This is a genomic window from Cupriavidus sp. GA3-3 (assembly GCF_000389805.1).
In the GTDB taxonomy this organism is placed as follows: domain Bacteria; phylum Pseudomonadota; class Gammaproteobacteria; order Burkholderiales; family Burkholderiaceae; genus Cupriavidus; species Cupriavidus necator_D.
Window position 1 is genome coordinate 314,902 of the sequence record NZ_KB944479.1, and the last position, 12,138, is coordinate 327,039.

The 12,138-nt window shown below is 63.3% G+C and carries 9 protein-coding genes and 2 pseudogenes; 5 read left to right on the plus strand and 6 right to left on the minus strand.

Going from position 1 to position 12,138, the window contains the following annotated elements; genetic code table 11:
• Positions 1-39 precede the first annotated feature (39 nt).
• The 6 genes and pseudogenes from rfbC to C265_RS16970 form a co-directional block, all read right to left on the minus strand.
• Positions 40-591: a dTDP-4-dehydrorhamnose 3,5-epimerase gene (gene rfbC / locus C265_RS16950; protein ID WP_011615353.1), complete on the minus strand. Its 552-nt coding sequence runs from the start codon at positions 589-591 to the stop codon at positions 40-42.
• Positions 592-605: 14 nt separating this feature from the next.
• Positions 606-836, minus strand: a pseudogene (locus tag C265_RS31620) (sugar phosphate nucleotidyltransferase); the annotation flags it as partial.
• Positions 775-1,692: a dTDP-4-dehydrorhamnose reductase gene (gene rfbD, locus C265_RS16955; protein ID WP_010812051.1), complete on the minus strand. Its 918-nt coding sequence runs from the start codon at positions 1,690-1,692 to the stop codon at positions 775-777. The pseudogene C265_RS31620 and the gene rfbD, both read right to left, overlap by 62 nt.
• Complete coding sequence (gene rfbB / locus C265_RS16960; RefSeq protein ID WP_010812052.1) at positions 1,682-2,737, minus strand: dTDP-glucose 4,6-dehydratase; 1,056 nt, start codon at positions 2,735-2,737, stop codon at positions 1,682-1,684. Before rfbB ends, rfbD begins: the two co-directional genes overlap by 11 nt.
• 100 nt (positions 2,738-2,837) lie before the next feature.
• Positions 2,838-3,641, minus strand: a complete 804-nt coding sequence (locus C265_RS16965) for a 2OG-Fe(II) oxygenase (protein WP_010812053.1) — start codon at positions 3,639-3,641, stop codon at positions 2,838-2,840.
• Positions 3,642-3,661: 20 nt separating this feature from the next.
• Complete coding sequence (locus C265_RS16970; protein WP_010812054.1) at positions 3,662-4,705, minus strand: GlxA family transcriptional regulator; 1,044 nt, start codon at positions 4,703-4,705, stop codon at positions 3,662-3,664.
• A gap of 544 nt (positions 4,706-5,249) precedes the next feature.
• Here C265_RS16970 and C265_RS16975 point away from each other — a divergent pair.
• The 5 genes and pseudogenes from C265_RS16975 to C265_RS16995 all read left to right on the plus strand — a co-directional run bounded on the left by C265_RS16975 (position 5,250) and on the right by C265_RS16995 (position 12,119).
• Positions 5,250-6,779 (plus strand): mannose-1-phosphate guanylyltransferase/mannose-6-phosphate isomerase, encoded by a 1,530-nt coding sequence (locus C265_RS16975; RefSeq protein WP_010812055.1) that lies wholly within the window; start codon positions 5,250-5,252, stop codon positions 6,777-6,779.
• A 258-nt stretch (positions 6,780-7,037) separates the two neighbouring features.
• Positions 7,038-7,631: pseudogene (locus C265_RS16980) on the plus strand (sugar transferase); the annotation flags it as partial.
• The gene (locus tag C265_RS16985) at positions 7,612-8,814 is read left to right on the plus strand and encodes a polysaccharide biosynthesis/export family protein (protein WP_010812057.1); all 1,203 of its coding nucleotides are present in this window, start codon (positions 7,612-7,614) and stop codon (positions 8,812-8,814) included. The pseudogene C265_RS16980 and the gene C265_RS16985, both read left to right, overlap by 20 nt.
• Positions 8,815-8,857: 43 nt before the next feature.
• Positions 8,858-11,068, plus strand: coding sequence for a GNVR domain-containing protein (locus C265_RS16990; protein ID WP_010812058.1), 2,211 nt, complete (start codon positions 8,858-8,860; stop codon positions 11,066-11,068).
• A 40-nt stretch (positions 11,069-11,108) separates the two neighbouring features.
• On the plus strand, positions 11,109-12,119 hold the full coding sequence (locus tag C265_RS16995; protein WP_010812059.1) for a glycosyltransferase: 1,011 nt from the start codon (positions 11,109-11,111) through the stop codon (positions 12,117-12,119).
• Positions 12,120-12,138: the final 19 nt, after the last annotated feature.

Consider the following 12,138-nt stretch of genomic DNA (forward strand, 5'->3'; position numbering starts at 1 on the left):
CGTCTCCGAAATCGAAGTCATCTGCCGCTTCTGAGTTCCCTACGCAAACAGTTCAGCATGTCCGATTGGTCTCGCGGCGGCATCTTTGGCGGCGAGGACAGGTTCGCCATGGATCGGCCAGTCGATGCCTACTCGCGTATCGTTCCAGAGCAAGCTACGCTCATGCTCCGGATACCAATAGTCCGTCGTTTTATAGAGAAACTCCGCATATTCAGATATCACTACAAATCCATGGGCGAAGCCTTCTGGCACCCACAGCTCGCGCTTGTTCTCTGCGGATAGCATGACACCAACCCACTTGCCAAAATTTGGCGAGCTCATGCGCAGGTCCACTGCGGCATCAAACACCTGGCCCACCACCACCCGCACCAGCTTGCCTTGGGGATGTTTGATCTGATAGTGAAGCCCGCGCAATACATTGCGTGTGGAGCGCGAATGATTGTCTTGCACAAAGGTTCGTTTGACACCGGTTGCCTCCTCAAACAAGCGCCCATTGAAGCTCTCATAAAAGAAGCCGCGATCATCGCCGAACACCTTTGGTTCGATGATCAAAACCTCGGGAATGTCAGTTTGAATAACGTTCAAGCTCATTTGACAGGCTCCATTGAGATGATCAGGATGTCGCGAATCCTTGCCAGCATCAGAGTGGGCAGCGGATAACAGACCATCGGCTTGTCGGAGACCGGCAGCAATTGCTTCGATACCGATCGTGTAATCGGATAGCGCCGGGTGCCGGAACGGCCGGGATAATGCCTTTGCGCATGGTAAGCAGGCTCAGGAAAAAATCTGGTCCAGTAGGAAATGCACGCCCTGCTGCCAGTCTGGAAGGTGGATATCGAAAGTCTGGCGCAGCTTGCTGGTGTCCAGGCGCGAGTTGGCCGGTCGTGGCGCCGGCAGAGGATAAGCCGTGGCGGGAATCGGCTCGATACACCCCGGATCGACCTTCAACTCGATACCATGGGCGGCGGCATAGCGCAGCACTTCTGTTGCGTAGGCGTGCCAAGTGGTTTCACCGGCAGCGGCCAGGTGATAGAGGCCGGAGGGGAACGACATGCGGTCGCCACACAGCCAGCGTCGTCCCACGATCTGCGCGGTCACGTCGGCAATCAGCGTTGCAGTGGTGGGTGCGCCAAACTGGTCGGCAATCACGCGTAGGCTCTCGCGCTCACGGCCCAGGCGAAGCATTGTCTTGGCGAAATTGCCGCCATGGGCGCCTGCCGCCCAGCAGGTCCGCAGGATTAACGACTGTGCACCGGTGGCGGTAATGGCCTGTTCACCGGCGAGCTTGCTCTTGCCGTACACCGACAGTGGATTGACCAGGTCGGTTTCAATATAGGTCCCGTTTTTGGTGCCGTCGAAGACATAATCCGTAGAATAGTGGACCAGCAGGCTCCCGAGCGCCTTGGCTTCTTCTGCCAGAATTCCGGCAGCCGTGCCATTGATGGCGAAGGCCAGATCGGGTTCGGTTTCCGCCTCGTCCACCGCGGTATAGGCGCCCGGGTTGACAATCACGTCGGGCCGGTACTCGCGCACCATGCGGCGGATTTCGTCCGGGCATGACAGGTCGCAGCCGGTTCGATCCAATGCTACGACACGGCCCAGCGGGGCCAGGCTACGACGCAGTTCGAAGCCGACCTGGCCATTGCTGCCGGTCACCAAGAACGTGGGGACGCTGATCGCTTTATTCGGCATATTGGTTCGCCATCCAGTTCCGGTAGTCGCCGGACGTCGCGTTCCGCACCCAGGCTTGGTTGTCCAGGTACCACTGCACGGTCTTGCGCAGGCCGGTTTCTAAAGTCTCGGCGGGCTTCCAGCCCAGCTCGCGCTCGAGCTTGTGGGCATCGATCGCGTAGCGGCGGTCGTGGCCCGGGCGATCCTTGACGAAGGTGATCTGGTCGCGATAGGAGCCGATAGCCTTGCGGCGGAGCTCATCCAGCAAGTCGCACAGGGTGTGGACCACGTCGAGGTTAGTCTTCTCGTTCCAGCCGCCCACGTTATAGGTCTCACCCACGCGGCCTCGTGCCAGCACTGCGCAGATTGCGGCGCAGTGGTCACCCACGTAGAGCCAGTCGCGCACATTGAGGCCATCGCCGTAGATGGGCAGCGACCTTCCAGCCAAGGCGTTGGTCATCATCAGCGGGATCAGCTTTTCGGGAAAGTGATAGGGACCGTAATTGTTCGAGCAGTGGGTCGTCAGCACCGGCAGCCCGTAAGTGTGGTGATAGGCCCGGACCAAGTGGTCTGACGCAGCCTTGGAGGCCGAATACGGACTATTCGGCCGATATGCGGTGGTTTCCGAGAATTGCGGATCGCCGGGGCCCAGCGATCCGAACACTTCGTCGGTGGAGACGTGCAGGAAGCGGAAGGCAGCCTTGGCGGCGGCGTCCAGACCTCCCCAATAAGTGCGCGCGGCTTCGAGCAAGTTGAAGGTGCCGACGATATTGGTCTGGATGAACTCCGCCGGGTCATGGATGGAGCGGTCGACGTGGCTTTCGGCGGCAAAGTGAACCACCGCGCGCGGCTGATGGGCGGCGAACAGCTTGTCCAGGGCGGCGCGATCGCAGATATCAGTCTGCGAGAAGATGTGGCGGGCGTTACCTCCGAGGGAGGCCAGGGTGTTGCGGTTGCCGGCGTAGGTCAGCTTGTCGACATTGATGATACCGTCCGTGCCATCCTGGCTCAGCCAATTCAGGACAAAGTTGGCGCCGATGAAGCCGGCACCGCCGGTGACGAGCATATATGACGTGCTCTTGCCCCCGTCAGCGCGGTGCGGCCTTGTGATAGCGGCTTGGCCGTATCGTGGCATGATCCCTCCATCGCAAGATTTGCGGCCCCCGCTATCGCCCGACAATCCGCTTGGCCAACGCTTTCGCATAAGGCGGCGTAATGCCATGCAGGATGTCCCGTGCGGTTAAGCCGTACCGCTCGCCCGGCCGCGTCTGGAAGCGTGTGGAATGCTCATCGGCAGCATCCGGCTCGGGCCGGCCGTTGGAGTAGTAGTAGAGCGCGATTGACCGTCGCGTGACGCCTCGCGGGCACGCAAGGGGTTCGGGATGCCCGTGCCATGAGCACTCATTGGTATTGAAGACGACCAGCCGGTTTCCGATCGGCGCGATCTTCCGCACGCAGCGCTGGACCTCGTTGTCCCACAGTTGCAGATGGCCGGCCCAACTGTCCTCCCACTTGTCATTGAGATACAGCAGCACATTGAGCCGCCGGTCAAGCCTCCATTCGAGATGGTAGTTGTAGTCGATATGCAGGCCCAGGTGGCCTCCAGGCAGCGTCTGGTGCAAGCCGCCGCCATGGAGGTGAGGGTCCGGCACCAGCCCCTGGATGCCGGACAGCGTCTCCAGGAAGCGGGTGAATCCGGGCGCATTGAACTCCATGATCAGCGCCCGCAGCGCAGGCGGGATGGCGTAAAAGTCCTGGCTTTGCAGCTTCAGGTTCTCGGTGGCCGAGTGAAACTTGAACCAGACGCGCTCCGTGGCGCCTGGAAACGCATCGCTGGCTTTCCGATAAACGTCTTCGTCAAGAAAGTTGTCGATGCAGATATGGGGAAACGGGTCGGCGCAACGGTAGGTTTCCGACAATTCACGCGACATCCACTCAAGTTTCGCGACATCCAGCAGGTCGTGGCGCATGCTCAGATCTCCCCCAGTAGCTAGGTTGTCTCGCACTGCTTTGTCTTGCCCTGATTGCGGTACGCCGTGGGCGACAGCGAGAAGCGCTTGCGGAAAATCTTGGCGAGCCGGTCTCCGTTTCCCATCCCGCAGCGCCGCGCTATTTTGTCGACCGGCAGGTCCGTTTCCATCAGCAGCCGACAAATCATGTCTAGCCGCGCGCGAAGCAAGTACTCCGACGGCGTCACGCCCAAGGCCCACTTGAAGCGCCGCAGGTAGTTGCGCTCGCTCATGGCGGCAACGCGCGCCGCGTCGGCCACCGAGATCGCCTCCGTGTAATGCTCCGCGATCCACCGTGCCGACGCGCGAATCTTTTCGTTGGTTTCGGACGATGCGATGTCGGGCGCGTCGCCAGCTTCCTCGGCATCCGGGCGCACCATCGGCATGTCCCGTTGCGGCGCGAGCTGCCTTGCAACTTCCCGGGCCATGACGAAGCCAAGGTCCGACTCGATCTGTGCCAGAGCCATATCGACGGCCGAGGGCATGACGTCCGGAGCGGAGTCCACGCCTCCCCGGCACCAGAATACGGAAGGCGCGGCATGGCTGGTGCCGACGACGTTGTCCCTCTCGGCGATACGCAGCGGATGTGCCCGGGAGACGCGGGGCAGGATCGGCTCCCGTCCCGCGCGGGAGCGCTCCAGCACCATTGCGCTGATCTCGAGCATGGCGGTCATGAGCCGCGCATCGCGCTCAACGACCGGCTCGCGCTCGCTGCAGGCAATAAAGATCGCATTGAAGCCTCGCTGACCCAGCGCGTCCAGGCTCTGCGTCCAGATCCGGATGGAAGAGGAGCACGCGACATTGCCGCCGCGGTAAGACAAGAGGGAGAGCTGGTAGACAGGTCGCCTGCGACGCAGGAGTTCGAGTTCGTTGGCCACGCGGAAGGCTTCCGCGATGATGCCGGCAGTCAGCAGCGAGCAGCCTTCAAACAACAGCAACCCGATGCGCTGAATTTCCCGTTGGCCGGCTACCGGTAGCGGACCGAGGGACCGGACCGGCGGCGGCATATCGACAAGGTGCTCCATGGCATCACTACCCCCTTGCGTCCAATCCAAAAATCAAATCTGTTGCATTGCATCATAACGGCAATTGGACGCCGCGCAGGGTCGACTGGCTGAAAGTTCCGCTATGTTGGCGGATCATTACTTGGCACTAGTTGGTTTTCTGCAAAAATGCGGCGTGCCAATCATGTGATGTATCTGATTTGAGCCACTTTCCCTAATTCTGGGATTTTAAATTCGGCAAAGATAATGACTGAATGTCCAATAGAGTGGCCCCTGCACTGGGATTGGGCAAGTCGTTACAGAAAGTAACGGATCGCCAGAATTATGGGCATTGCGACCGAATTCCAAGTGGCGCCGTTGCCATTCCATATATTTCAGCATTTTCTCCCGTAGCTATAGGTGGCTCGCGCATTACTTTTGATAATGGATTTTCAGGTTAATCGGCCAATCATTCTGCATTTTCCGCCAGTCCGCTTCTGAGGCTTTTCGGCGCGTCTATGCTTCGCTGCAACAAAGACGGCTTCCCCGTTTCCTTGCTGCAGCCCACGCCGGACAGGAGCAGATCATGCGCACAACGGACCCGCTGGATGTAGTGGATGACACCGCCACCGATGCGCTCGCCGGGCAGGACCGGGCATCGCCGCCCGCCCTGGGCATGCGGCTTGCGGCGGTGGTGCTTGCCGGGGGCTCCGGCACCCGGTTGTGGCCCCTGTCGCGCAAGCACTTTCCCAAGCAGCTGATCGACATCATTGGCCGCGATTCCCTGCTGCAGACCACCGTACGCCGCCTGGCCGGCCTCCATGGCAGCGCCAGCGCTGACGCCGCGCCGATCATCGTCTGCGGCGAAGCACACCGTTTCATGGCTGCGCAGCAACTGGCCGAGGCAGGGGTGGACGCGCGTATCGTCGTTGAGCCAGTCGGGCGCAATACGGCGCCGGCACTGACGCTCGCCGCGCTGCTGGCCTGCGAGCAGGGCAACGACAGCATCCTCGTCGCCATGCCCGCGGACCACGTGATTGCCGATGGCAAGGCGTTCCGCCTCGCCGTACTGCGCGCGGCACGCTTTGCAGAACAAGGGGCCATCGCCACACTCGGGGTGCCGCCTACGCGCGCCGACACGGGCTTCGGCTATATCCGGCTCGGTGCGCAGCTCGAAGGCATGGCACGCCGGATCGACGCGTTCGTGGAGAAGCCCGCCGCCGAACTTGCGGCGCAGTACCTCGCGTCCGGCGAATACTGGTGGAACAGCGGCATCTTCGTGGTGCGCGCCAGCACCTGGCTGACCGCGCTGCAACAGCTTCAGCCGGCGATGCACGTAGCCTGCGTGAGCGCCTGCACGGCCGGCCGCAGCGACGGCGCGTTCTTTTATCCGCACGCGGCGTCGTTCACCGAGGTGCCATCGGACTCGATCGACTATGCCGTGATGGAGCACCTGGCGCGCGCCGACGCGCTCAAAGGCGTTGTGGTCCCGCTGGAGGCGGGCTGGTCTGACCTCGGTTCTTGGGATGCCGTATGGGATGCCATCGACAAGGACGACGACTGCAATGCCGCGCGCGGCCGCGTGATGTTCGAGGGCGCCTCCTCGTGCTACGCCCATTCGGAGGGACGGCTGGTGGCCTGCGTGGGTACGGTCAATCTGATCGTGGTCGAAACCGCCGATGCCGTGCTGGTGGTGGACCGCTCGCGGGTCCAGGCGGTCAAGGGCCTGGTCGAGCGCATCGCGCGCCAGCATGGGCCGGAGGCCGAGACCCATCGAAAGGTTCAGCGGCCATGGGGCAGCTATGACTCGCTCGACCATGGCGAGCGCTTCCAGGTCAAGCGCATCGTGGTGCATCCCGGCGCCGCTCTCTCCTTGCAGTTGCACCACCACCGCGCGGAGCACTGGACGGTGGTCCGCGGCACCGCGCGGGTCACGCGTGGGAACGAGCAGTTCCTGCTCAGCGAGAACGAATCCACTTACATCCCCATCGGCGTGACGCACCGGCTCGAGAACCCCGGAAAGCTGCCGCTCGAGATCATCGAGGTGCAGTCCGGCGCGTATCTCGGCGAGGACGACATTGTCCGCATCGCCGACACCTACGGGCGCTGCGGCTGACGGCCGTCCGACAGCCGCAGCCAGCGCCAAGGGAGATCGACTGCAGTCCAACCTCTACCATGGAGCGTCGTCATGTTTACAGTGAAATCACTCTTTGCAAGATCCGGTATCGTCCCCAGCCGCCTGACCGCGGCCTCTGCTGCCGCGCCGGGCATGGAGACTGGCTTGTCCGGCGCAATGGCGGCATTCGGGGCGCCCTCGCAGCCGTTGCCAGCAGGCGTGGACCTGCGATTTCCGTCACCGCTGGGACTGGGCGCCAAGCGGGCGTTCGATGTCGCTGCAGCGCTTGCGCTGTTGCTGCTGCTGTCGCCACTGCTGGCCATGGTGGCAATGCTGGTGATGCGTGACGGCGGACCCTGCGTGTTCGGACACACCCGCGTTGGCGTGGATGGCAGGAAGTTCAAGTGCCTGAAGTTTCGTTCGATGGTGCTCAACGCAGACGCCGTGCTGAAGGAATTGCTGGCGACCGACCCGGCGGCGCGCGCCGAATGGGAAAAGGATTTCAAGCTCAGGAACGATGTCCGGGTCACCCCGCTCGGGCGCTTCATCCGGCGTACCAGCATCGATGAATTGCCACAACTGTGGAATGTTGTGCGCGGCGACATGAGCCTTGTCGGTCCGCGCCCCGTCGTCGAGAAGGAGCTCGAGCGGTACGGCGACGCTGCGGCGTATTACCTCCGCGTCCTTCCCGGCATTACCGGCCCCTGGCAGGTCAGTGGCCGCAATGAAACGGATTACGGGACGCGCGTCTCGCTCGACGTCGCCTACGTCAGGAACTGGTCGTTCCTGGGTGACATCGGAATCCTGTTCAAGACGATCGGGGTGGTCCTGCATGGCCGCGGCGCGTACTGACCAGCTGCGTGGCCGGATCCTGGCGGCGACGCTGCTGCCAGGCCTGGCGGCCCTCCTCGGCGCCTGCACGATGGCGCCGGGGATGTCGTTCCAGTCCCAGTCCGGTCCTCTGCCCGATGCCGCTCGCGCGACGCAGCCGTCGTCCGTGGGGACCGTACCCGAGCTGCCATCGATAAAAGGCGTGCAGTCGGTCACTCCCGACAACCTGGTCGAGATTACCGGCACCCTGATCGATGCACAGCAAGCCGCCCGGCCCCAGGGTGTGCCGCAGGAGGTTCGCGCGCTGTTCGACAAGCCACGCGCCTATGTATTGGGGCCCGGCGACGTGCTGAGCATCGTGGTGTGGGGCCATCCGGAACTGAACATGCCGGCGCTGCAGGTCACTAGCGGCGTGGATACTGCCGGCTCCAACGCGGTGGTAACCGGCTATACCGTGGACGCTCGCGGCATGGTGCAGTTCGCTTTCGTCGGCATGGTCCCTGTAGCGGGCCTCACCGAGGCTGATGCGCGCGAGCTCCTCGCCAGGCGCCTGTCCGAGTACGTGCGCAATCCGCAGATCACCCTGCGCATCCAGGCATATCGCAGCAAGCGCGTCTATCTGGACGGCGCCGTGCAGAGCCCCGGCCTGCAGATCATCAATGATGTGCCAATGACCCTACCCGAGGCGATCAATCGCGCCGGTGGCTTCACCGCGACAGCGGACCGCTCCTGGGTGGCCCTGACACGTGGCGACAAGACCGTACGCATCAACCTGCCAGACCTCATCGCCAAGGGCGGGAATCCATCCGACATCCTGCTGCGCGACGGCGACCTGGTACGTTTCTACGCCGCCACCGACAGCAAGGTTTTCGTACTTGGCGAAGTGGCACGGGCGTCCACACTGACGCTTAATAACGGCAAGCTGAGCCTGAACCAGGCGCTTGGCGATGCCGGTGGCGTCAGCCAGTACTCTGGCGACGCGCGACACGTGTATGTCGTGCGTGGGGACAATGGCAACAAGCCAGTGGTGTACCACCTCGACGCGAGTACGCCATCGGCGATGGCGTTGGCAGACGGCTTTTCGCTGCAGGCCAACGATGTGGTGTTCGTCGATGCGTCGGCGCTGGTTCGCTGGAGCCGCGTTGTCAACCTGCTGTTGCCCACCGCCCAGACTGCGACCGTCGGCCGGGCGCTTGTCCCGTGAAATCAGCGCCTATGCACGATCGATACCCACGCAGGAGTGCGGCATGAAGAGCCCTTACATCGCGAACCCGGTCTATGAACTGCCCGGTCGCGCACCGGCCCGAGCCCTGAACAATCTGACGACACTGTACGCCGGCAGGTGGCTGATCGTGGTCGCCACTTCCGTGTGCCTGCTCGCCGGAATCGCGTATGCATTGTTCACGCGCCCCCTCTACCGCTCCGACATCCTGATCCAGGTCGAACCCAGTTCCATCGGGACCCGGTCCACGTCCGATGACCCCAAGCTGACCTCCGAGATCAAGCCGGACACGACTTCTGAAATCCAGGTGCTGAACTCGCGCATGGTGGTATCACGCGCGGTCGAGAAGCTCAAGCTGTATATCGAGGCCGGTCCCCGCTATGTGCCGGTGATTGGGTGGTGGCTCGCCGCGCGCACGGATGGCTTGTCGCATCCGCTCGGTGGCTACGTGTACGGCGCGGAACGCATCGACGTGGCGATGTTCGACGTGCCGGCTTCCCAGCAGGGCAAGGCCTTCGTGCTGACGCTCGGTCATGAGGGTGCTTATGTCCTCTCCCTGCCCGGCTCGTGGGACGCGCCGCTGCTAATGCTTCACGGCAAGGTCGGTATGCCGCTACATGCCGAAACCCTGCATGGACCGATCGACCTGCTGGTCCGCGCCGCCGACGGCGAGCCGGGCGCGAGCTTTTCGATCAGGCGCTACTCCGAGATCGCCACCACCGAATGGCTGCAACGGACCATGGCCATCGGGGAACGCGGCAAGCAATCGAGCATCATCGGCGTGGCGCTGGACAGCGTCGACCCGGTCCGCGCCAGCCAGATCCTGAATGAGGTGGGCAAGGAGTACGTCGAGCAAAACGTGCGACGCCGCTCGGAAGAGGCCGACAAATCCATTCGCTTCCTGGATGAGCAATTGCCGCAGCTCAAGCGGCAACTGGAGGAATCGGAAAGCCGCTACAACGCGTTTCGTGCGCAACAGGGCACCGTGGACACCAGCCAGGAGGCGCGCGCCCTGCTCCAGCAATCCGTGGAAGCCGAAACGCGCGTCGTCGACCTGCGGCAGAAGCGCCAGGAACTGTCCATCCGTTACACGGACAAGCATCCCGCACTGCTGGCACTCGACGGCCAGTTGCAGGGAGCCATGGCAGAGCTCTCTGTCATCGAGGCGCGTACGCGCAGACTGCCCCTGATCGAGCAGAAGGTCCTGCAATTGCAGCGCAACATGCAGGTGGACACCGAGCTCTACACGAGCCGCCTTAACGCCCGCCAGCAGCTTACCCTGGTGCGCGCCGGCAAGGTCGCCAATGTGCGACTGATCGACCCCGCGACGCCACCCGAGACGCCGATCATGCCGCGGCGCGGCGTCGCAGTGGGCGGTTCGCTGCTAACCGGTTTGCTGGCAGGCGTGGTCCTGGCCGTCCTCCGCCGCCGCGTGGCGGGTACCGTCCAGGACCGCGAGGAGATCGAGGCAGGCACGGGGCTGCCGGTTTATGCCACGGTGCCGCGCAGCCGACTGACTTCCGATTTCCGCCCTGCCTGGCCCCGCATGCTCGCGGGCAGCACAGACCGCACGTTGTTGCCCGATGCAGCGATCGAAAGCCTGCGCGCCGTCCGCACCACGCTGCACTTCGCCTTGAACGATGCACCCAACCGTGTGGTGCTGATCACCGGCCCTACGGGCGGGGTTGGCAAGTCCTTCGTAGCCGCCAATCTCGCCACGCTGGCGGGTGCCTCGAAGCGGCGGGTGCTGCTGATTGACGCCGACCTGCGCAATGGCGTGCTGCACAAGCGATTCCATGTGGACCGCGGTCCGGGACTGGCCGAGGTGATCGCTGGTACGAGCCGGTACGAGGACGTGCTTCGCCACGATGTATCGCACGGTCTCGATTTCCTGGCCACCGGATGGCACATGTCCGGGCCAAGCGAGCTGTTGCTGCAGCCAGAACTGGCCACACTTGTTCAACGCGTTGCCGGCCAGTACGACATGGTGGTGCTTGACGGACCGCCATTGCTGCCGGTGGCAGATGCGCTTGTGCTGGGACGCATGGCGGGCACTGTCTTCATCGTGGCACGGCACCGGGTCACCACGGTGGAACAGATCGACGAAAGCACGCGCCGACTGGCGCAGGCCGACGTCGCCGTACGGGGCGTGATCTTCAACGACTTCACCGGCCACCTGCACCGCTACAGCTATGCCTACGGTGCCGACGCGTCCCGCCCGGGCGCGCCTGCATGATCAGCGGAAATGAGCGGTAATCAGCAGAAAAAAGGCAGTTATGAAATACACCCATCACAAGCGCATCACGTTGGTCACCGTAACCTACGGCGCGCGCCTGCACTTTTGCGCCGAACTCTTGCAGCGGGCGTTCGAGCACGAGGGCGTGGCGCACGCTGTGATCGTCAGCAACAATTCCTCGTCCGACCTTAGCCGGCTCGAGGACGACTGGGGCGCGCGGGTTACCGTGATCCGGTTGCCGACCAACACCGGGTCGGCCAATGGCTATGCCGTAGGCATCGACGCAGCGCTCAGCCGCGACACGGACTACCTGTGGCTGATGGACGATGACAATGCCCCGTGCCCCGGCGCACTCGACGTCCTCTGCCATCAGCTGGATCGGCTGACGCGCGGATTTGGCCGCAACCGTGCGGCGGTGCTTGGCTTCCGCCCGGATCACCAGGCCGATATCGCGATGGGTGTGCCTGTGGCGCTGGCGATGCCGCCGCGCTCCAGCTACTTCGGCTTTCATGTGGCCCGCATTCCCTACAAGCTATGGCGCCGCACGCCGTGGGGCCGCCCGAAGCCGACGGACATGCCGGAAGTCCTGCCGTTGCCTTTTGCGCCGTATGGCGGCTTCCTCGGGCACCGCGATCTCTACCTCGATCTCGGCTTGCCGGAACGGCAGCTCGTGCTGTATGCGGACGACATCGAATACACATGGCGCCTGACCGCGCGCGGCGGCCGCATTGCGCTGGTAACCGGCGCCCGCCTGGAAGACCTGGAGGGATCGTGGAACGTCAAGCGAGACTGGAAGAATCATTTCGAGTGCCTGCTGTTGAGCCGGTCGGACTTCCGCGCCTACTACAGCAGCCGCAACCAGGCATGGTTCGACAAGCACTACTGGTCGACCTCCAGCCTGACATACCGCCTGAACCGCCTCGTCTTCCTCGCCCTGCTGCGGATCTACGGCAGACGTCATGGTGCTGCTGCCAGGCTCGCTCTGCTGGAGCGCGCGATCGCCGACGGCGAGGCATGCCGCCTCGGCTTGCACGCCGACTATTCCCTGTAGCCAACATCCACCGCAGAGG

Excerpts from the sequence above, each read along its gene's own strand:
- rfbC (WP_011615353.1), bottom strand. The coding sequence starts at position 591 with ATGAGCTTGAACGTTATTCAAACTGACATTCCCGAGGTTTTGATCATC.
- rfbD (WP_010812051.1), bottom strand. The coding sequence starts at position 1,692 with ATGCCGAATAAAGCGATCAGCGTCCCCACGTTCTTGGTGACCGGCAGC.
- rfbB (WP_010812052.1), bottom strand. The coding sequence starts at position 2,737 with ATGCTCGTCACCGGCGGTGCCGGCTTCATCGGCGCCAACTTTGTCCTG.
- C265_RS16965 (WP_010812053.1), bottom strand. The coding sequence starts at position 3,641 with ATGCGCCACGACCTGCTGGATGTCGCGAAACTTGAGTGGATGTCGCGT.
- C265_RS16970 (WP_010812054.1), bottom strand. The coding sequence starts at position 4,705 with ATGGAGCACCTTGTCGATATGCCGCCGCCGGTCCGGTCCCTCGGTCCG.
- C265_RS16975 (WP_010812055.1), top strand. The coding sequence starts at position 5,250 with ATGCGCACAACGGACCCGCTGGATGTAGTGGATGACACCGCCACCGAT.
- C265_RS16985 (WP_010812057.1), top strand. The coding sequence starts at position 7,612 with ATGGCCGCGGCGCGTACTGACCAGCTGCGTGGCCGGATCCTGGCGGCG.
- C265_RS16990 (WP_010812058.1), top strand. The coding sequence starts at position 8,858 with ATGAAGAGCCCTTACATCGCGAACCCGGTCTATGAACTGCCCGGTCGC.
- C265_RS16995 (WP_010812059.1), top strand. The coding sequence starts at position 11,109 with ATGAAATACACCCATCACAAGCGCATCACGTTGGTCACCGTAACCTAC.